The 24,966-nt window shown below is 55.2% G+C and carries 23 protein-coding genes and 1 other RNA gene; 18 read left to right on the plus strand and 6 right to left on the minus strand.

Annotated features, from left to right (window positions below; all coding sequences use genetic code 11):
* Positions 1-159: 159 nt before the first annotated feature.
* The 8 genes from tig to LA04_RS03155 all read left to right on the plus strand — a co-directional run bounded on the left by tig (position 160) and on the right by LA04_RS03155 (position 9,873).
* Complete coding sequence (tig, locus tag LA04_RS03120) at positions 160-1,458, plus strand: trigger factor (RefSeq protein WP_023310569.1); 1,299 nt, start codon at positions 160-162, stop codon at positions 1,456-1,458.
* Positions 1,459-1,718: 260 nt separating this feature from the next.
* Entirely contained in the window at positions 1,719-2,342 is a 624-nt protein-coding gene (gene clpP, locus LA04_RS03125; RefSeq protein ID WP_010428105.1) for an ATP-dependent Clp endopeptidase proteolytic subunit ClpP, read from the plus strand.
* A gap of 126 nt (positions 2,343-2,468) precedes the next feature.
* A complete protein-coding gene (gene clpX / locus LA04_RS03130) occupies positions 2,469-3,743 on the plus strand; it encodes an ATP-dependent protease ATP-binding subunit ClpX (protein ID WP_023310570.1) in 1,275 nt (424 codons plus the stop codon).
* Positions 3,744-3,925: 182 nt separating this feature from the next.
* Positions 3,926-6,280: an endopeptidase La gene (gene lon, locus LA04_RS03135; RefSeq protein ID WP_047650432.1), complete on the plus strand. Its 2,355-nt coding sequence runs from the start codon at positions 3,926-3,928 to the stop codon at positions 6,278-6,280.
* 210 nt (positions 6,281-6,490) lie between these two features.
* A complete protein-coding gene (gene hupB / locus LA04_RS03140; RefSeq protein WP_002444653.1) occupies positions 6,491-6,763 on the plus strand; it encodes a nucleoid-associated protein HU-beta in 273 nt (90 codons plus the stop codon).
* Positions 6,764-6,975: 212 nt separating this feature from the next.
* Positions 6,976-8,847: a peptidylprolyl isomerase gene (gene ppiD, locus LA04_RS03145; protein ID WP_047650433.1), complete on the plus strand. Its 1,872-nt coding sequence runs from the start codon at positions 6,976-6,978 to the stop codon at positions 8,845-8,847.
* Positions 8,848-8,994: 147 nt separating this feature from the next.
* Entirely contained in the window at positions 8,995-9,375 is a 381-nt protein-coding gene (locus tag LA04_RS03150) for a helix-hairpin-helix domain-containing protein (protein ID WP_047650434.1), read from the plus strand.
* A 99-nt stretch (positions 9,376-9,474) separates the two neighbouring features.
* A complete protein-coding gene (locus tag LA04_RS03155; RefSeq protein WP_047650435.1) occupies positions 9,475-9,873 on the plus strand; it encodes a YbgC/FadM family acyl-CoA thioesterase in 399 nt (132 codons plus the stop codon).
* 60 nt (positions 9,874-9,933) lie between these two features.
* Here the strand turns inward: LA04_RS03155 and queC are convergent, their stop codons facing one another.
* Positions 9,934-10,629 carry a 7-cyano-7-deazaguanine synthase QueC gene (gene queC, locus LA04_RS03160; RefSeq protein ID WP_047650436.1) on the minus strand — a complete coding sequence of 232 codons (696 nt, stop codon included), beginning with the start codon at positions 10,627-10,629 and terminating at the stop codon, positions 9,934-9,936.
* Positions 10,630-10,695: 66 nt separating this feature from the next.
* A complete protein-coding gene (locus tag LA04_RS03165; protein ID WP_047650437.1) occupies positions 10,696-12,396 on the minus strand; it encodes an SgrR family transcriptional regulator in 1,701 nt (566 codons plus the stop codon).
* Between the two features lie 101 nt (positions 12,397-12,497).
* Here LA04_RS03165 and cof point away from each other — a divergent pair, with 101 nt between their 5' ends.
* Positions 12,498-13,316, plus strand: a complete 819-nt coding sequence (cof, locus tag LA04_RS03170) for an HMP-PP phosphatase (protein WP_047650438.1) — start codon at positions 12,498-12,500, stop codon at positions 13,314-13,316.
* A 40-nt stretch (positions 13,317-13,356) separates the two neighbouring features.
* Here the strand turns inward: cof and LA04_RS03175 are convergent, their stop codons facing one another.
* Positions 13,357-14,406 (minus strand): PLP-dependent cysteine synthase family protein, encoded by a 1,050-nt coding sequence (locus LA04_RS03175; RefSeq protein WP_235211312.1) that lies wholly within the window; start codon positions 14,404-14,406, stop codon positions 13,357-13,359.
* Positions 14,407-14,518: 112 nt separating this feature from the next.
* Here LA04_RS03175 and LA04_RS03180 point away from each other — a divergent pair, with 112 nt between their 5' ends.
* The 5 genes from LA04_RS03180 (at position 14,519) to amtB (ending at position 20,438) form a co-directional block, all read left to right on the plus strand.
* Positions 14,519-14,977, plus strand: a complete 459-nt coding sequence (locus LA04_RS03180) for an Lrp/AsnC family transcriptional regulator (RefSeq protein WP_023310581.1) — start codon at positions 14,519-14,521, stop codon at positions 14,975-14,977.
* Positions 14,978-15,007: 30 nt separating this feature from the next.
* On the plus strand, positions 15,008-16,780 hold the full coding sequence (locus tag LA04_RS03185) for a SmdA family multidrug ABC transporter permease/ATP-binding protein (protein WP_047650440.1): 1,773 nt from the start codon (positions 15,008-15,010) through the stop codon (positions 16,778-16,780).
* The gene (locus LA04_RS03190) at positions 16,773-18,554 is read left to right on the plus strand and encodes a SmdB family multidrug efflux ABC transporter permease/ATP-binding protein (RefSeq protein WP_047650441.1); all 1,782 of its coding nucleotides are present in this window, start codon (positions 16,773-16,775) and stop codon (positions 18,552-18,554) included. The genes LA04_RS03185 and LA04_RS03190 overlap by 8 nt, the downstream gene beginning before the upstream one ends.
* 220 nt (positions 18,555-18,774) lie before the next feature.
* Complete coding sequence (gene glnK / locus LA04_RS03195; protein ID WP_008503304.1) at positions 18,775-19,113, plus strand: P-II family nitrogen regulator; 339 nt, start codon at positions 18,775-18,777, stop codon at positions 19,111-19,113.
* Between the two features lie 35 nt (positions 19,114-19,148).
* Complete coding sequence (gene amtB / locus LA04_RS03200) at positions 19,149-20,438, plus strand: ammonium transporter AmtB (protein ID WP_047650442.1); 1,290 nt, start codon at positions 19,149-19,151, stop codon at positions 20,436-20,438.
* Positions 20,439-20,533: 95 nt separating this feature from the next.
* Here amtB and tesB read toward each other — a convergent pair whose 3' ends face one another.
* Positions 20,534-21,394: an acyl-CoA thioesterase II gene (gene tesB / locus LA04_RS03205; protein WP_023334719.1), complete on the minus strand. Its 861-nt coding sequence runs from the start codon at positions 21,392-21,394 to the stop codon at positions 20,534-20,536.
* A 200-nt stretch (positions 21,395-21,594) separates the two neighbouring features.
* Here tesB and LA04_RS03210 point away from each other — a divergent pair, with 200 nt between their 5' ends.
* Positions 21,595-22,122, plus strand: coding sequence for a YbaY family lipoprotein (locus LA04_RS03210; protein ID WP_047650443.1), 528 nt, complete (start codon positions 21,595-21,597; stop codon positions 22,120-22,122).
* 33 nt (positions 22,123-22,155) lie between these two features.
* Here the strand turns inward: LA04_RS03210 and LA04_RS03215 are convergent, their stop codons facing one another.
* Complete coding sequence (locus tag LA04_RS03215; protein WP_047650444.1) at positions 22,156-22,467, minus strand: MGMT family protein; 312 nt, start codon at positions 22,465-22,467, stop codon at positions 22,156-22,158.
* A gap of 170 nt (positions 22,468-22,637) precedes the next feature.
* Here LA04_RS03215 and ffs point away from each other — a divergent pair.
* The 3 genes from ffs (at position 22,638) to LA04_RS03225 (ending at position 23,458) form a co-directional block, all read left to right on the plus strand.
* An RNA gene (ffs, locus tag LA04_RS23300) (signal recognition particle sRNA small type) lies at positions 22,638-22,734 on the plus strand.
* Positions 22,735-22,994: 260 nt separating this feature from the next.
* Positions 22,995-23,246 (plus strand): hypothetical protein, encoded by a 252-nt coding sequence (locus LA04_RS03220; RefSeq protein WP_047650445.1) that lies wholly within the window; start codon positions 22,995-22,997, stop codon positions 23,244-23,246.
* On the plus strand, positions 23,243-23,458 hold the full coding sequence (locus tag LA04_RS03225) for a hypothetical protein (RefSeq protein WP_023310588.1): 216 nt from the start codon (positions 23,243-23,245) through the stop codon (positions 23,456-23,458). The genes LA04_RS03220 and LA04_RS03225 overlap by 4 nt, the downstream gene beginning before the upstream one ends.
* A gap of 81 nt (positions 23,459-23,539) precedes the next feature.
* Here the strand turns inward: LA04_RS03225 and yczR are convergent, their stop codons facing one another.
* A complete protein-coding gene (gene yczR, locus LA04_RS03230; protein ID WP_047650446.1) occupies positions 23,540-24,961 on the minus strand; it encodes a MocR-like transcription factor YczR in 1,422 nt (473 codons plus the stop codon).
* Positions 24,962-24,966 lie beyond the last annotated feature (5 nt).

Here is a 24,966-nt window from a genome sequence, read left to right on the forward strand (position 1 = left end):
TCGACTCACCTAAGTGATGCCGCTATAATGCCGCGTCTTATTGAATGTCTTCGGGATGATTCTGGCGACAGGGAATGTGAATCTGCACTAAGAGAGCATCCCGGTATAACAGACAGATTCAGAGTTGACCGAGCACTGTGATTTTTTTGAGGTAACAAGATGCAAGTTTCAGTTGAAACCACTCAAGGCCTTGGCCGCCGTGTAACGATTACTATCGCTGCTGACAGCATCGAAACTGCTGTGAAAAGCGAGCTGGTCAACGTAGCAAAAAAAGTACGTATTGACGGCTTCCGCAAGGGCAAAGTACCAATGAATGTTGTTGCTCAGCGTTATGGCGCTTCCGTGCGTCAGGATGTGCTGGGTGAACTGATGAGCCGCAACTTTATCGATGCGATCATCAAAGAAAAAATCAATCCAGCCGGCGCGCCGAACTATGTTCCAGGCGAATACAAACTGGGCGAAGACTTCACCTACTCCGTAGAGTTCGAAGTGTACCCGGAAGTTGAGCTGAAAGGTCTGGAATCTATCGAAGTTGAAAAACCAGTTGTTTCCGTGACTGACGAAGACGTTGACGGCATGCTGGATACCCTGCGCAAGCAGCAGGCGAACTGGAAAGAGAAAGAAGGCGCTGTTGACGCTGAAGACCGTGTCACCATCGACTTCACCGGTTCTGTAGACGGCGAAGAGTTCGAAGGCGGTAAAGCGTCTGACTTCGTACTGGCGATGGGCCAGGGTCGTATGATCCCAGGCTTCGAAGACGGTATCAAAGGCCACAAGGCTGGCGAAGAGTTCACCATCGACGTGACCTTCCCGGAAGAATATCACGCTGAAAACCTGAAAGGGAAAGCAGCGAAGTTCGCTATCAACCTGAAGAAAGTTGAAGAGCGCGAACTGCCAGAACTGACTGAAGAATTCATCAAGCGTTTCGGCGTGGAAGATGGTTCCGTAGCGGGTCTGCGCACCGAAGTGCGTAAGAACATGGAACGTGAACTGAACGGCGCGGTGCGTAACCGTGTGAAATCTCAGGCGATCGAAGGTCTGGTGAAAGCCAACGAAATCGACGTTCCAGCTGCCCTGATCGACAGCGAAATCGACGTTCTGCGCCGTCAGGCTGCACAGCGTTTCGGTGGCAACCAGCAGCAAGCGATGGAACTGCCACGCGAGCTGTTCGAAGAGCAAGCGAAACGCCGCGTTGTTGTTGGCCTGCTGCTGGGCGAAGTGATTCGTACCCACGAGCTGAAAGCTGACGAAGAGCGTGTGAAGGGCCTGATCGAAGAGATGGCTTCTGCATACGAAGATCCATCAGAAGTGATCGAGTTCTACGGTAAGAACAAAGAGCTGATGGACAACATGCGCAACGTTGCCCTGGAAGAGCAGGCTGTTGAAGCGGTACTGGCGAAAGCGAAAGTGACCGAAAAAGCGACCTCTTTCAACGAACTGATGAACCAGCAGGCGTAATTTCGCCCCAACGGTTTAAAGTTTGAACAGAAAACCCGTTGCCTTGCGGCAGCGGGTTTTTTTTATCGCAGCGATAGCCCAGGAAGAGTGCTAAAACGCCCTTTCGGTGTTAGCGTAACAACAAAAGGTTGTTATGCTTGAAATAGGGCACTGTGAACCCCATAAGTACGTAATCATGATGAATGAGACTGGCTGATAATCCGTCCGTAAGGTTACAATCAGTACAGCAGGTGTTTTCAATTTTGATCCAGGAGACGGAAATGTCATACAGTGGCGAACGAGATAACTTTGCACCCCATATGGCTCTGGTGCCAATGGTTATTGAACAGACCTCACGTGGTGAGCGTTCTTTTGATATCTATTCCCGTCTGCTCAAGGAACGCGTTATCTTTCTGACCGGCCAGGTGGAAGACCACATGGCTAACCTGATCGTGGCGCAGATGCTGTTTCTGGAAGCGGAAAACCCGGAAAAAGACATTTACCTGTACATTAACTCCCCGGGTGGCGTGATTACAGCAGGTATGTCCATTTATGACACCATGCAATTCATCAAGCCTGATGTAAGCACTATCTGTATGGGTCAGGCTGCATCTATGGGCGCGTTCCTGTTAACAGCAGGGGCGAAAGGTAAGCGTTTCTGCTTGCCAAATTCCCGCGTGATGATTCACCAGCCGCTGGGCGGTTACCAGGGGCAGGCGACGGATATCGAAATCCACGCCCGCGAAATTCTGAAAGTAAAAGCGCGCATGAATGAACTTATGGCGCAGCATACGGGTCAACCACTCGAGCAGATCGAGCGCGATACCGAGCGCGATCGCTTCCTCTCTGCTCCAGAGGCAGTTGAGTACGGCTTAGTCGACTCCGTGTTGACCCATCGTAATTGATGCCCGTGACGCGAGTGTGCCGCTATACTAAGGTAGGGCGGCACGCTGCTGATTGCAGCTTGCGTCTTAGAATGGCATTTGCGTCGTCATGTGCGGCACAAAGAACTTAAAAAGAGGTTTGGACTCATGACAGATAAACGCAAAGATGGTTCGGGCAAACTGCTGTACTGCTCTTTTTGCGGCAAAAGCCAGCATGAAGTGCGTAAACTGATTGCCGGGCCGTCCGTGTATATCTGCGACGAATGTGTCGATTTATGTAACGACATCATTCGCGAAGAGATTAAAGAAGTCGCACCGCACCGTGAGCGCAGCGCGCTGCCAACGCCGCATGAAATTCGTCATCACCTTGACGACTACGTCATCGGACAGGAGCAGGCCAAGAAAGTGCTGGCGGTAGCGGTCTATAACCACTACAAACGTCTGCGTAACGGTGACACCAGCAATGGCGTAGAACTGGGTAAAAGTAACATTCTGCTGATCGGCCCAACCGGTTCCGGTAAAACGCTGCTGGCTGAAACCCTGGCGCGTCTGCTTGATGTTCCGTTCACGATGGCGGATGCCACCACCCTGACCGAGGCCGGCTATGTGGGTGAGGACGTCGAAAACATCATTCAGAAACTGCTGCAGAAGTGCGATTACGACGTACAGAAAGCGCAGCGCGGGATTGTGTACATCGATGAGATCGACAAGATCTCCCGAAAATCAGACAACCCGTCCATTACCCGTGACGTATCGGGTGAAGGCGTACAGCAGGCACTGCTGAAACTGATTGAAGGTACGGTTGCCGCCGTTCCGCCACAGGGTGGTCGTAAACATCCGCAGCAGGAGTTCCTGCAGGTTGATACCTCCAAGATCCTGTTCATCTGTGGCGGTGCGTTTGCTGGTCTGGACAAAGTCATCTCCCACCGTGTTGAAACCGGCTCCGGCATTGGTTTTGGCGCAACGGTGAAATCGACGTCCGAAAAACCAAACGAAGGCGAACTGCTGTCTCAGGTTGAACCGGAAGATCTGATCAAATTCGGTCTGATCCCTGAATTTATCGGCCGTCTGCCGGTTGTCGCAACGCTGAATGAGCTGAGCGAAGACGCGCTGATCCAGATCCTGAAAGAGCCGAAAAATGCGCTGACCAAGCAGTACCAGGCGCTGTTCAATCTGGAAGGCGTTGATCTGGAATTCCGCGACGAAGCGCTGGATGCGATTGCCAAGAAAGCGATGGTTCGTAAAACCGGTGCCCGTGGTCTGCGTTCAATTGTTGAAGCGGCACTGCTCGACACCATGTACGATCTTCCGTCGATGGAAGACGTTGAGAAAGTGGTGATTGACGAGTCCGTCATTAGCGGTCAAACCAAGCCGCTGCTGATTTACGGCAAACCGGAAGCGCAGCAGGCATCTGGCGAATAATTAACCAAATCATACAAGCAGTTAATCAAAAAGGGGGGATTTTATCTCCCCTTTACTTTTTCCGTATTCATAGCGTTGAATGTGTGGGAAACATCCCCATATACTGGATACATGTTAATGGTTATGTGAAGCACAGTGACATGACCAGCTTACCTGGCGGACACTAACTAAGAGAGAGCTCTATGAATCCTGAGCGTTCTGAACGCATTGAAATCCCCGTATTGCCGTTGCGCGATGTGGTGGTTTATCCGCACATGGTCATACCCTTATTTGTAGGGCGGGAAAAATCTATCCGTTGCCTCGAAGCCGCCATGGATCATGATAAAAAAATCATGCTGGTGGCGCAGAAAGAAGCATCAACGGATGAGCCGGGTGTAAACGATCTTTTCACCGTCGGGACCGTGGCCTCTATTCTGCAGATGCTGAAGCTGCCTGACGGCACCGTGAAGGTGCTGGTAGAAGGCCTGCAGCGTGCGCGTATTACCACTCTGTCAGACGACGGCGAACACTTCTCTGCAAAGGCAGAGTACCTTGATTCGCCTGAGCTTGATGAGCGCGAGCAGGAAGTGCTGGTGCGCACCGCGATTAGCCAGTTTGAAGGCTATATCAAGCTGAACAAGAAAATTCCACCAGAAGTGCTGACGTCGCTGAACAGCATCGACGATCCTGCGCGTCTGGCGGACACCATCGCTGCACATATGCCGCTGAAGCTGGCTGACAAACAGTCCGTGCTGGAAATGTCCGACGTTAACGAACGTCTGGAATACCTGATGGCGATGATGGAGTCTGAAATCGATCTGCTGCAGGTTGAGAAGCGCATTCGCAACCGCGTCAAAAAGCAGATGGAGAAATCTCAGCGTGAGTACTATCTGAATGAGCAAATGAAGGCCATTCAGAAAGAACTGGGCGAGATGGACGACGCGCCGGACGAAAACGAAGCGCTAAAGCGTAAGATCGACGCGGCGAAGATGCCGAAAGAGGCGAAAGAGAAGGCCGAAGCAGAACTGCAGAAGCTGAAAATGATGTCTCCAATGTCGGCTGAAGCGACCGTTGTTCGCGGCTACATTGAGTGGATGGTACAGGTTCCGTGGAACGCCCGCAGCAAGGTCAAAAAAGACTTGCGTCAGGCGCAGGAAATCCTGGATACCGATCACTACGGCCTGGAACGCGTGAAAGACCGCATTCTTGAGTACCTCGCGGTACAAAGCCGTGTAAACAAAATCAAGGGCCCAATTCTGTGCCTGGTAGGACCGCCGGGGGTAGGTAAAACCTCTCTGGGCCAGTCCATCGCCAAAGCGACCGGACGTAAGTATATCCGTATGGCGCTGGGTGGCGTACGCGATGAAGCGGAAATCCGCGGTCACCGCCGTACCTACATCGGTTCTATGCCGGGTAAACTGATCCAGAAGATGGCGAAAGTGGGGGTTAAAAACCCGCTGTTCCTGCTCGATGAGATCGACAAGATGTCGTCGGACATGCGTGGCGACCCTGCGTCTGCGCTGCTGGAAGTGCTTGATCCAGAACAGAACGTGGCGTTCAGCGATCACTACCTGGAAGTGGACTACGACCTGAGCGACGTGATGTTCGTGGCGACCTCCAACTCCATGAACATTCCGGCCCCGCTGCTGGACCGTATGGAAGTGATCCGTCTCTCCGGCTATACCGAAGATGAGAAGCTGAACATCGCTAAGCAGCACCTGCTGCCGAAACAGATTGAGCGTAACGCGCTGAAAGCCAACGAGTTGACCGTCGAGGACAGCGCGATTATTGGCATCATCCGCTACTACACCCGTGAAGCGGGCGTGCGTAGCCTTGAGCGTGAAATCTCTAAACTGTGTCGTAAAGCGGTGAAACAGCTGCTGCTGGATAAGAGCCTGAAACACATTGTGATTAACGGCGACAATCTGCATGCCTATCTCGGCGTCCAGCGCTTCGACTACGGTCGTGCGGACAACGAAAACCGCGTTGGTCAGGTGACCGGCCTCGCATGGACGGAAGTGGGCGGCGATCTGCTGACCATCGAAACCGCCTGTGTGCCGGGCAAAGGCAAGCTGACCTACACCGGCTCGCTGGGAGAAGTGATGCAGGAATCCATCCAGGCGGCGCTGACCGTGGTGCGCGCGCGCGCGGAGAAACTGGGTATCAACTCTGATTTCTACGAAAAACGCGACATCCATGTGCACGTTCCGGAAGGGGCGACGCCGAAAGATGGTCCAAGCGCGGGTATTGCCATGTGTACCGCTCTGGTTTCCTGCCTGACAGGTAACCCGGTGCGTGCCGATGTGGCAATGACCGGTGAAATTACGCTGCGTGGTCAGGTTCTGCCGATTGGGGGTTTAAAAGAAAAACTGCTGGCGGCACACCGCGGTGGGATCAAAACCGTATTGATCCCTTACGAAAACAAACGCGATCTGGAAGAGATTCCGGACAATGTGATTGCCGACCTGCAGATCCATCCTGTGAAGCGAATTGAGGAAGTTCTCAGTCTCGCACTGCAGAATGAACCCTCCGGAATGCAGGTTGTAACCGCAAAATAGTGACCTCGCGCAAAGAGCGTCAATAAAAACAAGGCTGGTAAGTCATTTCGCACTTGCCAGCCTTTTTTTGTATAGCTAATTTAGATTGCTGATTAGGTCCGTCATCAACAACGGGTGTTGTAAGGTCATGGCAGGCCTGATATAACTGCTGCGCGGTCGCGTTGTGAAGGATTCAGGCGCGATATAAATTATAAAGAGAGGAAGAGAACAGTGAATAAATCTCAACTGATTGACAAAATTGCTGCGGGTGCTGATATTTCTAAAGCTGCAGCTGGACGTGCGTTAGATGCCTTAATTGCTTCTGTTACTGAATCTCTGCAGGCTGGGGACGACGTTGCACTGGTAGGTTTCGGTACTTTTGCTGTTAAAGAGCGTGCTGCCCGTACTGGCCGCAACCCTCAGACCGGTAAAGAGATCACCATTGCTGCTGCTAAAGTGCCGGGTTTCCGTGCAGGTAAAGCGCTGAAAGACGCAGTAAACTGATTGCTTTCCCGTTTCAGGGAAGCCGGAAAGTACAAGGGCGCATCATTTGATGTGCCTTTTTTGTTTGTCCAGACCTGATTTGTGCGAGTTTATGCGAGTTGTGGGCTGACAATCGCCCCGTTTTCTTGTCACAATACGCCTTCACGCGCGACGGGCAGGATTTTCCGTCAGCGTCAGGTAACCAGTCACCTACAGCGGAGTGTTGTTACACCATGATGGACAGCTTACGCACGGCTGCTAACAGTCTCGTGCTCAAGATTATTTTCGGTATCATTATCGTGTCGTTCATATTGACCGGCGTGAGCAGTTACCTTATTGGCGGTGGCGCAAACTACGCCGCAAAAGTGAATGGCCAGGAAATCAGCCGTGGTCAGTTCGAGAATGCTTTTGCCGGCGAACGTAACCGTATGCAGCAACAGCTGGGCGACCAATTCTCTGAACTGGCGGCGAACGAAGGGTACATGAAGACCCTGCGCCAACAGACACTGAACCGTCTTATCGACGAAGCGCTGCTCGATCAGTATGCCAAAAAACTGGGCCTTGGCATCAGCGATGAGCAGGTGAAAAAAGCCATCTTCTCCACGCAAGCCTTCCAGTCTAACGGTAAATTCGACAACGCGCGTTACAACAGCATCGTCAATCAGATGGGGATGACGGCCGATCAGTACGCTCAGGCGCTGCGTAACCAGCTGACCACCCAGCAACTCATCAATGCCGTCGTGGGCACCGATTTCATGCTCAAAGGTGAAACGGACGAACTGGCCGCGCTGGTGGCGCAGCAGCGTGTTGTTCGCGAAGCAACCATTGATGTGAACGCCCTGGCGGCGAAACAGCAGGTAAGCGATGCTGACGTTAACGCTTACTACGAGCAGAACAAGAATTCCTTTGTTTCTCCAGAGCAGTTCCGCGTGAGCTACATTAAGCTGGATGCGGCCGCGCTGCAGGAAACCGCGTCTGATGCTGAAATCCAGTCTTACTACGATCAGCATCAGGATCAGTTCACTCAGCCGCAGCGTAACCGCTACAGCGTGATTCAGACGAAAACCGAGGCTGATGCAAAAGCGGCGCTGGATGAGCTGAATAAAGGCGCTGATTTCGCGACCGTTGCGAAAGCGAAATCCACCGACATTATCTCTGCGAAAAACGGCGGTGATATGGGCTGGCTGGAAGATGCGACCACGCCTGACGAGCTGAAAAATGCCGGTCTGAAAGAGAAAGGTCAGCTTTCAGGCGTCATTAAGTCTTCCGTTGGTTTCCTGGTCGTGCGTCTGGACGATATAACCGCGGCGAAAACCAAGCCGCTGGCTGACGTTCGCGATGATATCGCGGCGAAAGTGAAACAGGAAAAAGCGCTGGATGCCTACTACGCGCTGCAGCAGAAGGTGAGCGATGCCGCCAGCAACGACAACGAATCTCTGGCAGGTGCAGAGCAGGCGGCCGGCGTGAAGGCGGTTGAGACGGGCTGGTTTGGTCGCGACAACCTGCCGGAAGAGCTGAACTTCAAACCGGTTTCCGATGCCATCTTCAACGGTGGTCTGGTGGGCGAGAACGGCACGCCGGGCAGTAACTCTGACATCATTACCGTCGACGGCGATCGTGCGTTTGTGCTGCGCGTCAGCGAACACAAGCCAGAAGCGGTCAAACCGCTGGCGGAAGTGAAGGATCAGGTTGTCGCTCAGGTTAAGCACAACAAAGCGGAACAGCAGGCGAAACTAGATGCTGAGAAGATTCTGTCCGATCTGAAAGCGGGTAAAGAAGACGCGCTGAAAGCGGCTGGCCTGAGCTTCGGTGAAGCGAAAACGCTGAGCCGTACCGGCCAGGACCCAATCAGCCAGGCCGCGTTTGGTCTGACGCTGCCTGCGAAGGACAAGCCAAGCTTCGGCACTACCACCGATGCTCAGGGTAACGTCGTTCTGCTGGCGCTGGATGAAGTAAAAGCCGGCACCCTGCCAGAAGCGCAGAAGAAAGCGATGGTTCAGGGAATTACCCAGAACAATGCCCAGATTGCCTTCGAAGCCATGATGAGTAACCTGCGTAAAGAAGCCAAAATCAAGCTGGGTGATGTCATGACTCAGCAGCAGTAATTACGTGTCTGCTCGCAGATTTTCGTAACGCTCTGCAAAAACTAAAGGCCGCTTTCGCGGCCTTTTCCATTTCTGCAATCTGCTGTTTGTGCCGGTTTTATCTGGTGGCTATTGTGACCTGGCTGTCAACAAACAAGGAGATACAGCATGAAATGTGGAATCAAAGCACTATTAATTACGCTGGCTATTGCCACCACCGGGATGAGTGCGGGTGCGATGGCCTCGGCCCCCGCCACCAAAACACAAGCTACCCAGAGCAAGTCCGACGCGGCAGCGCCGGCGCAAGGGCAAACCAAAGCGACAGACGCCGGTAAAAATGCGGATGATGACGGTACGCGGGTCAGTATCAATTCGGCCTCAGCGGAAGATCTCGCCCGCGCGATGAATGGCGTGGGCCTGAAAAAAGCACAGGCCATCGTTAGTTACCGCGAAGAGTATGGTCCTTTCAAAACGGTCGACGATCTCAAGCAGGTGCCGGGCATGGGCAGCGCGCTGGTTGAGCGCAACCTCTCACACCTGACGTTGTAATTACGCAATTTCTTGCACTGCGGCAAAATTTTGCCAGGATAGAGAGGTCATACCAGTTATGACCTCTCTTCCTACAATAACAGTAAAGGCTATTGCGCTATGCAGACAAAAATCAAAGTACGCGGTTTTCATCTCGACGTTTATCAGCATGTGAACAATGCTCGCTATCTTGAGTTTCTTGAAGAAGCGCGCTGGGACGGGCTGGAAAATAGCGAAAGCTTTCAGTGGCTGACCGCGCACAACATCGCGTTTGTGGTCGTAAATATCAATATCAACTACCGCCGTCCGGCCGTGCTGGGTGATGTGCTCACGGTCACCAGCCAGGTGCAACAGATCAATGGCAAAAGTGGGGTCTTAAGCCAGGTGGTGACGCTCGATCCAGAAGGGCAGGTGATCGCAGATGCGTTGATCACGTTCGTCTGTATCGATCTGAAAACGCAGAAAGCGCTGCCACTGGAAGGGGAATTGCGGGAAAAGCTGGAGTTGATGATCGCGTAAGACATGTTAAGGCGTACTCGTGCTGTCGATACCTGTTTGCGACAGCACGGTCAAGTAGCCCTATTTAAGTCCGGTTTTTTTCTGCATCACGGCCATCACGCCGGATTTATCGGCAAGATAGTGGTTTAGCCCGTTAGCGCGCAGATTACAGGCCGCACACTGGCCGCAACCGTCGCCTTTGATACCGTTATAGCAGGTGAGCGTTTCGCTGCGAACCAGGTCCAGCTTGCCCCAGTAGTCCGCCAGCGCCCAGGTTTCGGCTTTATCCAGCCACATGAGCGGAGTTTCAAAGCGCGTCTCTTTCGCCATCCCCAGATTGACGGCGTGGTTTAACGCTTTTACGAACTCATCACGACAGTCCGGGTAGCCGGAGAAGTCGGTCTCGCACACGCCCGTGATCACCGCTTCGGCTTTTACCTGGTAGGCGTAGATCGCCGTCAGGGTCAGGAAGAGGATATTACGGCCCGGCACGAAGGTATTAGGAATGCCGCTGGCATCGGGTTCGTAGTCTGGTACAGGAATACTGTCGCGGGTGAGGCTGCTCACGGCCAGTTCATTTAACAGCGTAACGTCCAGCACCTTGTGCGCGCGTGCGCCCAGTTTCAGGGCTAATTCACGAGCAACGTCGATTTCAGCGCGATGACGCTGACCATAATCGAAAGTGACACAGTGAACTTCATCGTACTGATGAAGGGCCTGGACCAGGCAGGTAGTAGAGTCTTGTCCTCCGCTGAACACGACGACGGCACGTTTCATAAATCATCTCGACTGTTACGGTAAAAACGTTATGTTACCGTCTGACCACGACGGCGACCAGCTTCTTCACGATTTGGGCGCGGGCAGCCAGGCTTCGGTAAAGTCAAACCAGCCGCGGGTGTTGAGACGTATACCATTCACGCCAGGCGGAGCACTGATTTGGTATTGATAATTAAAGAGTGGCGTCAGCACCGCACTCTCCATTAGCCGGTTAAAGATGGCTTGCAGTCCCGCGTGTCTATCCCGAGCCTGGGCCTGAGTCTGTACCGCATCCAGCGTCGCTTGCAGATGAGCGTAAGCCGGAGCGCTGAGAACGTGCGGCCAGAGGGCATCGCAGCGCAGCCACTGTTCAAGCGTATATTCTGGCGCTTCGCCAATCAGCCTGTCCCCCATCATGATGTCTGCATCGGCAAGCTCCAGGCATCCGTCCCACGTCTTGGCGTCGTGAAAGATGACGGTCAGTTCACACCCCTGCAGCGCCAGGTATGCCTTCAACTGGCTGGCCATGGTGTGAAGCTCAACAGGGAGATGGTAAACCAGCGTCAACGCTTCAGGGAGGGTGACGTCCGATAAATCAGGCCATTCGGGGATGGTCCACCCGGGAAGCAGTTCCTGGGTGGGCGTGATAAGCCCTTCGTTTAGCGGAAGTGTGTGGAGAAGCCTGGAGAGATGAATGATATTGATAAGCCGTTTTGCCTGGATCTCACTCAGACGCGCGCTCTGTTTTAGCGTGAGGTAACAGAACCCCAGGCTGGTGCTGCTGCTTACCAGCCGCAGACTTTCCAGCTCGTCAGCCTCGCCGATCGCGATTTGCACCGGGTGGCGACAGCTGGTACCCAGCCTGTAATCAAAAAGCTGGGGGGTGATCCAATATTCGATGGCTTTGAGCAACGGATGGCTCAGGTGATACTCCTCATGGCTTTCCAGACGAACCAGGTCGGACTCAAAGGCAGCCAGCCGAAACGGGCCACTGCCAACCGCAGGATGGTCGGGATGCGCCAGACGGCTACAGTAGGTTGCCAGCCTGTGCGGCAGCCAGTAGTCAGGTTGGTGCAGCGTAAACGTCAGACACTGTGGATGCGTTGTTTCAGTACATAAGACGCTCTGAAACAGAGTGCGCAGGGCGGGAAGCGTCAACAGCGCTGTCAGACTTCGCTGGAGTTGCGCCGTTTCTATTTTATCGCCGTTATGCCAGTGCAGGGTGGAGCGAATGTAGAAATGCCAGCGCAGGCCGTCATCAGAGACATCCCAGTGATGCGCCAGATCGCCCGCGGGTTCACTGTTGTTACCGTTAAAACGCGTCAGGCCTGAAAACACCTGTCCCGCCAGATGCTGCTCTGCCCGGCCCGGTAAAAACCCCGGCTGAAGCGGCTCCAGGGAGCGATAGTAGGGTATGCGCAGCGTCGGCGTGTCGTTTTGCCACTGCCCGCCCAAAAAAGGATGCAGTAATGACCGCAGCGCTTCAGGGGCAAGCTGGGCCAGTTCCAGCGCGTTATGCTGCTGCCCGCTTTTCAGCGCCTCTTCCATCATCGCATTGCGCAGCGACTCCGGGGCGACATGGAACGTTAGCTCACCGCGCTTACCGCGGCCAGACTGCGCGCGCCAGCTGAGCCACCCCGCCTCCTGGGCCTGGCGCAGCAACGTTCGGACATGCCGCTCGCTACAAAAACAGCGGGCGGCCAGCTCGCTGATGGTGACCTGTTGCGTTGCACCCTGAGAAGGCTGCCAGAGGCGGTGATACTGGTTGAGTCGATTGAGCTGGCGCATAAGAAACCCGGAACAATAATTTTCATCTATTCACTATTACTTCCGTATATCTCACACGATACTGTTGCACAAGTTAACCGCATCACATTTCGGGAGTAATCATGGCTCGGCTCGCTGCATTTGATATGGACGGTACGCTGTTAATGCCGGATCACCGTTTAGGGGAAAAAACCCTGAACACGCTGAAGCGCCTGCGCGAGCGTGATGTCACCCTGACGTTTGCCACTGGCCGCCATGTGCTGGAGATGCGCCATTTGCTGGGCGCGTTTTCCCTCGACGCCTTTCTCATCACCGGCAACGGGACGCGAATTCACTCCGTAGAAGGGGATGTGCTGTACCGCCAGGATCTCAATCCGGAAGTCGCGGATATCGTGCTGCACAGCACCTGGGACACGCAGGCCAGTATCCACGTCTTTAACGATCGGGGCTGGTTTACCGGACGTGAAATTCCTGAACTGCTGCACGCGCATGTATACAGCGGTTTCAAATATCAGCTTATCGATCTTCGTCGGATCCCCGCCCATGCGGTAACCAAGATCTGCTTCTGCGGCGATCATGACGATCTGTGCCGCTTAAGGATTCAGCTGAATGAGGCGCTGGGCGACCGGGCGCATCTGACCTTCTCGGCGGTGGATTGTCTGGAAGTGCTGCCGGTGGGCTGTAACAAAGGCTCCGCTCTGGCGGTGCTGAGCGACCACCTGGGCTTAACGCTGCAGGAGTGTATGGCGTTTGGTGACGCCATGAACGACCGCGAAATGCTGGGTAGCGTAGGTCGCGGTCTGATCATGGGGAATGCGATGGCGCAGCTGAAAGCAGAACTTCCCCATCTTCCGGTTATTGGCCACTGCCGCAATGAAGCAGTGTCCCATTTTTTGACGCATTGGCTGGACAACAACAATCTCCCGTATTCCCCCGAATAGTGAGACCCTTCCAGCAAGCCAGACTTCGGTCTGGCTTTTTTTATTTCACCAGGTCTGCAATCTGTGCTTTCCACGGGGCGATATCGCCGATGTTGGCCTGCACCCACTCCGCGTTATAGTAAGTTTCAAGGTAGCGCTCGCCGCTGTCGCACAGCAGCGTGACGATGGAACCGGTGCGCCCCTCTTCGCACATACGGGCGGCAAGCTGCAGTGCGCCCCACATATTTGTGCCCGTTGATGCGCCCACTTTGCGGCCCAGCTGCGTTTCCAGCCAGTGCGCCGTTGCCACGCTTGCGGCATCCGGCACGCGCATCATCTCATCCACAACGTCGGGGATAAAAGAGGGCTCCACGCGCGGGCGGCCAATCCCTTCAATTTTGCTGCCCACCGGGCTGCGCAGTTCCGCATCGCGATTTTGCCAGTACTCGAGGAACACGGAGTTCTGCGGGTCAACCACCATCAGCTGGGTATCGTAGCCCTGACAGCGAATGTAGCGTCCAATCGTGGCTGACGTGCCGCCGGTACCGGCGCTCATCACAATGTACGACGGAACCGGATGCGGTTCGTGGGTCATCTGGCGGAAAATACTGTCGGCAATGTTGTTATTGCCGCGCCAGTCCGTCGCGCGCTCGGCGAAGGTGAACTGGTCCATATAGTGGCCGTTCAGCTCGCGGGCCAGCATTTCGGAGGCTGCGTAGATTTCGCAGGCGCTTTCCACAAAGTGGCAGCGGCCGCCGTAAAATTCGATCTGTTCGATTTTGCGTTTTGCGGTGCAGGACGGCATCACCGCGATAAACGGCAGGCCCAGCAGGCGGGCGAAATAGGCTTCGGACACCGCCGTTGAACCGGATGAAGATTCAATAATAGTGGTGCCTTCTTTAATCCAGCCGTTACATAAACCGTATAAAAACAGCGAACGCGCCAGGCGATGCTTCAGGCTGCCGGTTGGATGGGTGCTTTCATCTTTCAGATAGAGCTGAATGCCGTCAAATCCCGGCAGGGAAAGGCGAATCAGGTGCGTATCCGCCGAGCGCTGATAGTCGGCATTGATTTCGCTGATCGCATGTTTAACCCAGGTGCTATTCATCATCGTTATCCGTTTGTCATTTTGTGCCTAGGATAGCGAAAAGCACAGAAAAAATTGTTGCTATCTGGCCTTTAAAATAGAATGAAGAGAGAAAAATTTTCTCTGTGAGGTGGGTATGCTAGATAAAATTGACCGCAAGCTCCTTTCATTGCTGCAAAATGACTGTACCCTCTCTTTGCAGGCGCTGGCAGATGCCGTTAATCTGACCACCACTCCGTGCTGGAAGCGCCTTAAGAAGCTGGAAGATGACGGCATTCTTCTGGGGCGCGTCGCGTTGTTAGATCCCGAAAAACTGGGGCTTGGGTTGACGGCATTTGTGCTGATAAAAACCCAGCATCATAGCAGCGAGTGGTATTGCCGCTTCGTTACTCAGGTGTCTGAGATGCCCGAGGTGCTCGGTTTCTGGCGTATGGCCGGAGAGTATGATTACCTGATGCGCGTCCAGGTGGCCGACATGAAGCGCTATGATGATTTCTACAAGCGGCTGGTGAACAGCGTACCGGGTTTGTCGGACGTCACCTCAAGCTTCGCCATGGAACAGATTAAATACACCACAGCATTACCCATTGAATAACTTCGTAAAATACCTTCAGGAACAAACCGCGTGCGATTATTTGCCCAATTAAGCTGGTACTTTCGTCGGGAGTGGCAACGCTACCTCGGTGCAGTCGCCCTGCTTATTATTATTGCCATCCTGCAGCTGATCCCGCCGAAAGTGGTGGGGTACGTCGTGGATGGCGTCACCGAAAAGCATTACACCACCGCACGGGTGTTGATGTGGGTCGGCACGCTGGTGCTGACGGCCGTCATTGTTTATCTGCTGCGCTACGTCTGGCGCGTGCTGCTGTTTGGTGCGTCCTATCAGCTGGCCGTTGAGCTGCGTGAAGATTTTTACCGCCAGCTGAGCCGACAGCATCCCGAATTTTATCTGCGTCATCGCACCGGGGATCTCATCGCCCGCGCGACAAACGACGTCGATCGCGTGGTCTTTGCCGCCGGGGAAGGGGTGCTGACGCTGGTGGACTCGCTGGTGATGGGCTGTGCGGTGCTGATCGTGATGTCCACGCAGATCAGCTGGCAGCTGACCCTGCTCGCCCTGCTGCCGATGCCGATCATGGCGCTGGCGATCAATCGCTATGGCGAACAGCTGCACGAGCGCTTCAAGCTGGCGCAGGCGGCGTTTTCGTCTCTGAACGATCGCACCCAGGAGAGCATGACCAGTATCCGCATGATCAAAGCGTTTGGCCTGGAAGACCGGCAGTCTGCGCTGTTTGCCGCCGATGCGGCAGACACCGGGGCGAAAAACATGCGCGTCGCGCGCATTGATGCGCGATTTGATCCGACGATTTATATCGCAATCGGCATGGCAAATATGCTGGCCATTGGTGGCGGAAGCTGGATGGTGGTGCAGGGCACGCTCACCCTGGGGCAATTGACCAGCTTTGCGATGTATCTGGGTCTCATGATCTGGCCGATGCTGGCGCTGGCCTGGATGTTTAACATCGTGGAGCGCGGGAGCGCCGCCTACAGCCGTATTCGCGCCATGCTGGCCGAAGCGCCGGTGGTCATCGACGGTAGCGAAGCGGTGCCGGAAGGGCGCGGCGTCATGACCGTCGACGTCCGCAAGTTTGTCTATCCGCATACGGAGCATCCGGTGCTGGAGAATGTCAGCTTTACCCTGCAGCCAGGGCAAATGCTGGGCATCTGCGGCCCGACGGGATCCGGCAAAAGTACCGTGCTCTCTCTGCTTCAGCGGCACTTTGACGTCACCGAGGGCGATATCCGCTTCCACGATATTCCCCTGACCAGACTGCTGCTGGACGAGTGGCGTGGCCGCCTGGCGGTCGTCAGCCAGACGCCGTTTTTATTTTCGGACACCGTGGCGAACAACATTGCCCTGGGACGCCCCGGGGCGACGCAGGACGAGATTGAACATGTGGCGCGTCTGGCCAGCGTACATGATGATATTTTGCGTCTGCCGCAGGGGTACGAAACGGAAGTCGGGGAACGCGGCGTCATGCTGTCCGGAGGACAAAAACAGCGCATCTCCATTGCCCGCGCGCTGCTGCTGAATGCTGAAATTCTGATCCTGGATGATGCGCTTTCCGCCGTGGACGGCCGTACCGAGCATCAGATCCTGCATAACCTTCGCCAGTGGGGTGACGGACGCACGGTGATTATCAGCGCCCACCGTTTGTCGGCGCTCACTGAAGCCAGCGAAATTGTGGTCTTACAGCACGGGCACATTGCCCAGCGCGGGCAGCATGAAATGCTTGCCGAGCAGCCGGGCTGGTATCGCGATATGTACCGCTATCAACAGCTTGAGGCGGCGCTGGACGATGCGCCGGAGCAGGATGAGGAGGCCGCCAATGCGTAAGCTTGGAACGATGTGGCCGACGCTCAAACGTCTGCTGGCCTACGGCTCGCCGTGGCGTAAACCGCTCTCCGTGGCCGTGCTTTTACTCTGGATAGCGGCGATTGCTGAAGTGAGCGGTCCGCTGCTCATCAGCTATTTTATCGACAACATGGTCGCCAAAAGCTACCTTCCGCTGGGGCTGGTGGCGGGCTTAGGTGTGGCCTACGTTGGCCTGCAGCTGGCGGCGGCTGGGTTGCACTATGCTCAGTCTCTGCTGTTTAACCGTGCAGCCGTGGGCGTCGTTCAGCAGCTGCGTACGGATGTGATGGACGCGGCGCTTCGCCAGCCGCTCAGCGAGTTTGATATCCAGCCGGTCGGGCAGGTGATTTCGCGCGTGACCAACGATACCGAGGTGATCCGCGATCTGTACGTTACCGTGGTTGCAACGGTGTTACGCAGCGCGGCGCTGATTGGCGCGATGCTGGTGGCGATGTTCAGCCTCGACTGGCGCATGGCGCTGGTGGCGATCACCATCTTCCCGGCGGTGCTGATTGTCATGGTCATTTACCAGCGCTACAGCACGCCAATCGTGCGTCGGGTCCGCGCTTATCTGGCCGACATCAACGATGGCTTCAACGAAGTGATCAACGGCATGAGCGTCATCCAGCAGTTCCGCCAGCAGGCGCGCTTTGGCGAACGCATGGGTGAAGCCAGCCGTTCGCACTACATGGCGCGTATGCAGACGCTGCGGCTTGATGGTTTCCTGCTGCGTCCGCTGCTGAGCCTTTTCTCGGCGCTGGTGCTTTGCGGGCTGCTGATGCTCTTTGGGCTGAGCTCAAACGGTACGATTGAAGTGGGCGTGCTGTACGCCTTTATCAGCTATCTCGGGCGCCTTAACGAGCCGCTGATAGAGCTCACCACCCAGCAATCGATGCTGCAGCAGGCAGTGGTCGCCGGGGAGCGCGTCTTTGAGCTGATGGACAGGCCGCGCCAGGCCTACGGCAATGATGAGCGGCCTCTGCAAAGCGGGACTATCACCTTTGATAACGTCTCGTTTGCCTATCGCGAAGACCGGCTTGTGCTGCAGGACATCACGCTTGACGTTCCGTCGCGCGGTTTCGTGGCCCTGGTAGGGCATACCGGCAGCGGTAAGAGCACGCTTGCCAGCCTGTTGATGGGCTATTACCCGGTCACGCACGGCGAAATCCGCCTCGACGGGCGCCCGCTCGCGTCTCTCAGCCACACCGTGTTGCGTAAAGGCGTCGCGATGGTGCAGCAGGATCCGGTCGTGCTGGCCGATACCTTCTACGCCAACGTGACCCTGGGGCGAGACTACTCCCAGGAGCAGGTCTGGGACGTGCTGGAAAAAGTGCAGCTGGCAGAGCTGGCGCGCGGGTTTAGCGATGGGATCAATACCAAACTGGGCGAGCAGGGGAACAATCTCTCCGTCGGGCAAAAGCAGCTCCTGGCGCTGGCGCGGGTGCTGATTGAAACGCCGCAGATTCTGATTCTTGATGAAGCTACGGCCAGTATTGACTCCGGTACCGAGCAGGCCATCCAGCAGGCGCTGGCCGCGGTACGCGACCATACGACGCTGGTAGTGATTGCCCACCGTCTTTCCACCATCGTTGATGCCGATACCATTCTGGTGCTACATCGCGGGCAGGCCGTTGAACGCGGTACGCACCGTGAACTGCTGGAAGCAAAAGGTCGCTACTGGCAGATGTACCAGCTGCAGCTGGCGGGCGAAGAGCTGGCGGCCAGCGTGCGCGATGAAGAGTCGCTTAGCGCCTGATGCACCAAAATGAGGCGGCGCGCTAACAGTCATTCCTGTTGGTGCAAAACTGAAACGCACCCTGCACCGGCATGGTGCGTTTTTTTTCACCTGTTTGTTTATTACGGCCGCGTAATGCTCTGTGCGCCGCCGTTCCCCCTCGTTTTCATTTCTGGCACACCCCTTGCAATACCTTCTGCGTAAGCTGCGGCCATTACCGAATTCTGACTGGAGGGGATCTATGAAGCTGGTTACGGTTGTAATCAAACCATTCAAACTCGAAGACGTGCGTGAAGCGTTGTCTTCAATGGGTATTCAGGGACTGACTGTCACCGAAGTGAAAGGCTTTGGTCGTCAGAAGGGTCATGCCGAGCTTTATCGCGGGGCGGAATACAGCGTTAACTTTCTGCCAAAAGTAAAAATTGATGTCGCGATTGCTGACGATCAGCTTGATGAAGTCATTGATGTCATTAGCAAAGCGGCCTATACCGGCAAAATTGGCGACGGCAAAATTTTCGTTGCCGAACTGCAGCGCGTCATTCGCATCCGTACCGGCGAATCTGACGAAGCGGCTCTGTAAGTAACTCCTGGCACACAGTGATAGGGATCGAGAAAATGAAGATAGCAACACTCAAAACGGGTCTGGGTTCGCTGGCGCTGCTGCCGGGCCTGGCGCTGGCTGCTACCCCAGCGGTGGTCGACAAAGCCGATAACGCCTTTATGATGATCAGCACCGCGCTGGTGCTGTTCATGTCAATTCCGGGCATTGCGCTGTTCTACGGCGGCCTGATCCGTGGCAAAAACGTTCTCTCCATGCTGACGCAGGTTGCCGTGACGTTTGCGCTGGTCTGCGTGCTGTGGGTGGTTTACGGTTACTCGCTGGCGTTCGGTACGGGCAACGCGTTCTTTGGTAACTTCGACTGGGTGATGCTGAAAAATATTGAGCTGACCGCGCTGATGGGCAGTTTCTATCAGTACATCCACGTTGCGTTCCAGGGCTCCTTCGCCTGTATTACCGTCGGGCTGATTGTGGGCGCGCTCGCCGAGCGTATCCGTTTCTCTGCCGTGCTGATCTTCGTGGTGGTCTGGATGACGCTCTCCTATGTGCCGATTGCGCACATGGTCTGGGGTGGCGGTCTGCTGGCAACGCACGGCGCGCTGGACTTCGCGGGCGGTACCGTTGTACACATCAACGCCGCGGTAGCGGGCCTGGTGGGTGCCTACCTGATTGGCAAACGCGTGGGCTTCGGTAAAGAAGCGTTCAAACCGCACAACCTGCCGATGGTGTTTACCGGTACGGCTATCCTCTACTTTGGCTGGTTTGGCTTCAACGCCGGCTCGGCAAGTGCAGCAAACGAAATCGCCGCGCTGGCCTTCGTGAACACCGTTGTGGCCACAGCGGGTGCAATCCTCTCCTGGGGGTTTGGCGAGTGGGCGGTACGCGGTAAACCTTCTCTGCTGGGTGCCTGTTCGGGTGCCATTGCCGGCCTGGTTGGCATTACGCCAGCGTGTGGTTATGTCGGCGTGGGCGGTGCGCTGCTGGTCGGCCTGGTGTCCGGTCTGGCGGGTCTGTGGGGCGTGACCGCATTGAAACGTGTGCTGCGCGTTGACGACCCATGCGATGTGTTTGGCGTGCACGGCGTGTGCGGCATCGTGGGTTGTATCATGACCGGTATCTTTGCCGCGAAATCGCTCGGTGGCGTGGGCTACGCAGAAGGCGTGACCATGGTTCATCAGGTGCTGGTGCAGCTGGAAAGTATCGCTATCACCGTTGTCTGGTCTGCCGTAGTCGCTTTCATTGGCTATAAGCTGGCGGATATGACGGTGGGTCTGCGCGTACCGGAAGAGCAGGAGCGCGAAGGTCTGGACGTCAACAGCCACGGCGAGAATGCGTATAACGCATAATTAACAGCAAAACGGCAACTTCGGTTGCCGTTTTTAATGTTTATTCCCTCTCCTCGCGGGAGATAGTCAGGGTGAGGGCATCAGGCCGTACACAATCACCCGCGATTACGCATCACCCCTTCCTGCACCGTAGACGCGACCAGCACGCCGTCCTGAGTATAAAACTCCCCACGCACAAACCCGCGCGCGCTTGACGCTGACGTACTCTCCACGCTGTAAAGCAGCCACTCATTCATGTTGAACGGACGGTGGAACCACATTGAGTGATCGATTGTCGCGACCTGCATTCCTTTTTCCAGGAAACCTACCCCGTGCGGCTGCAGCGCCACCGGCAGGAAGTTGAAATCTGACGCATAGCCGAGCAGATACTGATGCACGCGGAAATCTTCCGGCACGGTCCCGTTGGCACGGATCCAAACCTGGCGTTTCGGCTCGGCGGTATGGCCTTTCATCGGATTGTGGAATTCAACCGGGCGGATCTCCAGCGGCTTATCACAGAGAAACTTCTCTTTGACCTGCGGGGGAAGCAGATGCGCCAGCGCGCGGGCAATGTCCGTCTCTGATTTTAAAGAGTCGGGTGATGGAGCCGGGGGCATCACTTTTTGATGCTCGTAGCCGGGTTCCGGCGCCTGGAAAGAGGCGGTCATGTAAAAAATCGGCTTGCCGTTTTGAATGGCCGCTACGCGGCGCGCGCTAAAGCTGTTGCCGTCTCGCAGGACTTCAACGTCATACACAATCGGTTTTGCGCTATCGCCAGGGCGTAAGAAGTAGCTGTGGAATGAATGCACCAGGCGGTCTGCCGGGACGGTCTCCTTTGCTGCGTACAGAGCCTGTCCGACGACTTGCCCCCCGAAAACCTGACGTAAGCCGAGATCTTCGCTCTGTCCGCGAAAGAGTCCTTCCTCAATTTTTTCCAGATTCAGTAATGTCAGCAGATTGTTCAGTGCCTGACTCATAGTTGTCCTCAATAAACGCCGTAGCGAAAGATAGGCAGAGTATAACGCAGAAATGAAAGTGGTCCGATGGGTAGAATAATCTGAATATCGTGACGTTTTCAGGCATAAATCGGTGATCTGTGCCACACTTGAATACGTTATGTGATTGAAACGACATCGGATGGGATCGATCCCGCTGGTGCATTGATAAGGAGACTTCAATGAAACTCGTGCCTATGCTAAGTGGTGTAGCGATTGCGGTGGCGTTGTCCGCCTGTGCCGGTAAGAGCGCCCAGGTGCCGGTACCAGCTGCAGACCCGAACGGGATTAATACCCTTTCGCAGCAATCCATTCAGCAGCCTAACGTTTCCGGTACCATCTGGATTAAACAGAGAGTTGCGTTGCCGCCAGATGCGGTATTAACCGTAACACTGTCGGATGCTTCTCTGGCTGACGCGCCGTCGAAAGTTGTGGCCCAGCGTGCCGTTCGTACTGAAGGCAAGCAGGCGCCGTTTAGCTTCGTGTTGCCGTATAACCCGTCGGACGTGCAGCCTAACGCCCGCATCCTGCTGAGTGCTGCGGTAACGATTAACGGTAAGCTGGTCTTTATCACCGATACGGTCCAGGAAGCGATCAACCACGGTGGTACCAAAATTGATCTGAACCTGGTGCCGGTGCAGCAGACCGAAGTACCGGTCGCACCGCAGACCAATCAGCCGTCCCTGCCAACCCCACCGACTCAGATGTAATGTCTGCATTGCCCCTCTCCTTCAGGAGAGGGGTCAATACACCCAGCGAAACTTTTGCAAATCGATCTGACCCGACCCCGACACCTGCACTCCCTCTGCAAGTAACGCCTGACGCTGACGCTGAAGATCCGGCCCGGTGAGCGAAATGGCACCATGACGATTCACCACCCGATGCCAGGGCAGCGTACTGCCTTCCGGCAGTCGTTTCAGGACGCCTCCAACCTGCCGTGCCGCGCGCGGGGAACCGGCCAAACGCGCGACATCACCATAGGTGGTGACATAGCCTTCCGGGATTGAGGCCACGATTTGCCATACGCGCTGTGGAAAGGAGTCGTGTTCGTCCATACCTTTACCTGTGGGGAGTTTCTGGAAAGCTATGGTAAACGAAGATCGTCATGATTGCTGCGCCTGTTTGCGCAAGAAACCAGCATCCGGTTGCTGGTCGCTTGCAATTGGGCCTTAGCACAGGGATAATGCGCCAGCGCGTTGGTTATCAACGCTCTCAATGGGGGCTCTGTTGGTTCTCCCGCAACGCTACTCTGTTCACCAGGTCAGGTCCGGAAGGAAGCAGCCAGGGCAGACGACGTGTGTGCCGGGATGTAGCTGGCAGGGCCCCCACCCATTTGTGGCCTCATAAGAGTCTTCAGCTTCACCTCTCCATTAAATCATTATCCCACAATAAAAATGCGCCTATATCGTGTAATATATATTTCATTGTATTGAAATAATATTGTCATAAACATGTAATAATAGACTGTCATTTTATAATCGGACGGTTATTTTCTTCCATAACTCAAAAAAATATATATCTGGATAATATTGTTAACTTCGTGTATTAAATAAAGTACTTATTCCGAAGGGAAGTGACAAACATGGCTACAGCGGTATTAAACGTTAAGATTGATGACGCGCTAAAAGAAAGGCTTCGCCACTATGCGGAAAGCAATAACGAGAATTTAAGCGTGACGACAGAGAAACTGCTGCTGCTGGCATTCGAAGCAGTAGAAGAGGCGGGAGTATCGGAAGAGGATATTGATAATCAGCATACGGAAGAAGAGAGTGTTTCTCCTTTTACTCCTAAAGAAATCAAGGCTCTACGTAAAATTCTGAAGAAGAGAAAATGAAACAACAACTGTCAACCGCCAGTGACTACAACGAGGCCTGCGATCTGTTGCGTTCAGGCTACGTGAAGCATGTACGTCTTGGCTGGAATGTTGGAAGCGATGAGTTCTTTCGTATTGCGTCCGACTGGTGTGATACGGGTGCAAAAATAAAGAAAGACGGTGATAACTTCGTTATTTCACTAAAAGGCTTTCCTATTCCACCTCAGCATTAAACCCTGACCAGTGAAAACTGCTGACTGCATATGTTACAGTCAGCAGTTTTTATTTTATGATCTGCTTCAAATATTTTAATATTAGATCACGCTGCGTTTTAACGATGGCACGTTTTTATTCAGGGCGAGCCATAACGGTTTGATCCTCAGTAACGCCTGCTCAAGCTCTGTCGATTCCAGCGAGAAGGGCATACGTAAATAGCGGTCAAACGCCCCTGATAAACCAAATCGCGTCCCGGTTCCCAGGTTAATCCCGATTATTTCTGCCCGTGCGGCAAGCTGTGTCGCCAGCATGCCCGGGAGCTCTATCCAGTAAGAGAGCCCGCCTTCCGCCTCGTGGAATTTCCACTCCGGGAAATGTTCGCGCAGCAGGTCACCACAGCGATCGCGCCGTTCTGCCAGCATCTTCCGGCGTGCGGGCAGAAACGTCTCGCTGTTATTAATGAGCCATTGCATTGCCAGCTGTTCCAGCAGCGGCGAGCCTAAATCCAGGGTATCCCGCGTCTGGGCAAGCGTGGCGATGATGCGCGATGAGGCACGGATCCAGCCGAGACGCAGCCCGCCCCAGAAGCTTTTACCGGCAGAGCCTAAGGTGATGACGGTGGCCTGCGGGTTAAAGGCGGCCAGCGGTGGCGGGGGAGGCGCATCAAACCAGAGATCCACCATCGTTTCATCCACCACCAGCGCCGTGCGGGTTTGGGCTGCAATATCCGTGATGGCCCGACGGGTGGCGATATCCATACAGCGCCCGGTCGGATTATGAAAATCTGGCATCAGGTAGGCCAGGCGCGGCGCCGTCTGGGCAAGCGTTGCGGCAAAGCCATCCGTATCCCAGCCGGTTTCCGGCAGCGACACCCCGACTGGCCGACATTGCGCCCCCTGAATGGCGGCAATCGCCAGCGGATAGGTGGGATGATCGACCACGACGCGGTCCCCCGGCCCGGTCATCATCCGCAGTACCAGCGCAAAGCCGCTGACGGCACCATTGACCACCATCACTTCATCTGCGCGGGTGGGAAGACCCCGCGCGGTGTAGCGCGCAGCGATGGCCTCCCGCAGCGTCGGCAGCCCAAGCTGATCGTAGCCCGTCAGCGAGAGATGCGGGGTAATGGCCGTGAGCGCATGGGTATAAGCCTGATGGATCTCCGGCCCGGCATTCAGGGCGGCAGTGGAGAGATCCAGTGCGGCGCTCGCCGCTGAAAGGGTAGGAACGGCGCGCGTGTCAGGGAGAATGACCCGTGACCCGCTGCCGTGGCGGCTTTCAAGGTACCCTTCTTCACGCAGGTGGGCGAGGGCGCTGCTGACGGTGGTTCGGCTCACGTCCAGCGCGGAGGCCAGCTCGCGCTCACCCGGCAGCCGCGTATTCAAGGCCAGACGCCCATCAAGAATTAACAAACGCAGCGCGTCGGCCAGCTGTCGCCAGAGCGGGGTTCGGGATGAGGCTTGCTGCCAGTGGCCTAAAAGGCGTACCAGAGACTGACTTCCGAAGCGACGTGATGACATATGCA

The sequence above is a fragment of the Enterobacter sp. UCD-UG_FMILLET genome, from assembly GCF_000762975.1.
GTDB classification, from domain to species: Bacteria; Pseudomonadota; Gammaproteobacteria; order Enterobacterales; family Enterobacteriaceae; genus Enterobacter; species Enterobacter dykesii.

Excerpts from the sequence above, each read along its gene's own strand:
- yczR (WP_047650446.1), bottom strand. The coding sequence starts at position 24,961 with ATGTCATCACGTCGCTTCGGAAGTCAGTCTCTGGTACGCCTTTTAGGC.
- queC (WP_047650436.1), bottom strand. The coding sequence starts at position 10,629 with ATGAAACGTGCCGTCGTCGTGTTCAGCGGAGGACAAGACTCTACTACC.
- glnK (WP_008503304.1), top strand. The coding sequence starts at position 18,775 with ATGAAGCTGGTTACGGTTGTAATCAAACCATTCAAACTCGAAGACGTG.
- LA04_RS03150 (WP_047650434.1), top strand. The coding sequence starts at position 8,995 with ATGAAATGTGGAATCAAAGCACTATTAATTACGCTGGCTATTGCCACC.
- LA04_RS03165 (WP_047650437.1), bottom strand. The coding sequence starts at position 12,396 with ATGCGCCAGCTCAATCGACTCAACCAGTATCACCGCCTCTGGCAGCCT.
- tig (WP_023310569.1), top strand. The coding sequence starts at position 160 with ATGCAAGTTTCAGTTGAAACCACTCAAGGCCTTGGCCGCCGTGTAACG.
- ppiD (WP_047650433.1), top strand. The coding sequence starts at position 6,976 with ATGATGGACAGCTTACGCACGGCTGCTAACAGTCTCGTGCTCAAGATT.
- amtB (WP_047650442.1), top strand. The coding sequence starts at position 19,149 with ATGAAGATAGCAACACTCAAAACGGGTCTGGGTTCGCTGGCGCTGCTG.
- LA04_RS03155 (WP_047650435.1), top strand. The coding sequence starts at position 9,475 with ATGCAGACAAAAATCAAAGTACGCGGTTTTCATCTCGACGTTTATCAG.
- LA04_RS03215 (WP_047650444.1), bottom strand. The coding sequence starts at position 22,467 with ATGGACGAACACGACTCCTTTCCACAGCGCGTATGGCAAATCGTGGCC.
- tesB (WP_023334719.1), bottom strand. The coding sequence starts at position 21,394 with ATGAGTCAGGCACTGAACAATCTGCTGACATTACTGAATCTGGAAAAA.
- LA04_RS03225 (WP_023310588.1), top strand. The coding sequence starts at position 23,243 with ATGAAACAACAACTGTCAACCGCCAGTGACTACAACGAGGCCTGCGAT.
- LA04_RS03180 (WP_023310581.1), top strand. The coding sequence starts at position 14,519 with ATGCTAGATAAAATTGACCGCAAGCTCCTTTCATTGCTGCAAAATGAC.
- LA04_RS03190 (WP_047650441.1), top strand. The coding sequence starts at position 16,773 with ATGCGTAAGCTTGGAACGATGTGGCCGACGCTCAAACGTCTGCTGGCC.
- cof (WP_047650438.1), top strand. The coding sequence starts at position 12,498 with ATGGCTCGGCTCGCTGCATTTGATATGGACGGTACGCTGTTAATGCCG.
- LA04_RS03175 (WP_235211312.1), bottom strand. The coding sequence starts at position 14,406 with ATGATGAATAGCACCTGGGTTAAACATGCGATCAGCGAAATCAATGCC.
- LA04_RS03210 (WP_047650443.1), top strand. The coding sequence starts at position 21,595 with ATGAAACTCGTGCCTATGCTAAGTGGTGTAGCGATTGCGGTGGCGTTG.
- lon (WP_047650432.1), top strand. The coding sequence starts at position 3,926 with ATGAATCCTGAGCGTTCTGAACGCATTGAAATCCCCGTATTGCCGTTG.
- clpX (WP_023310570.1), top strand. The coding sequence starts at position 2,469 with ATGACAGATAAACGCAAAGATGGTTCGGGCAAACTGCTGTACTGCTCT.
- clpP (WP_010428105.1), top strand. The coding sequence starts at position 1,719 with ATGTCATACAGTGGCGAACGAGATAACTTTGCACCCCATATGGCTCTG.
- LA04_RS03220 (WP_047650445.1), top strand. The coding sequence starts at position 22,995 with ATGGCTACAGCGGTATTAAACGTTAAGATTGATGACGCGCTAAAAGAA.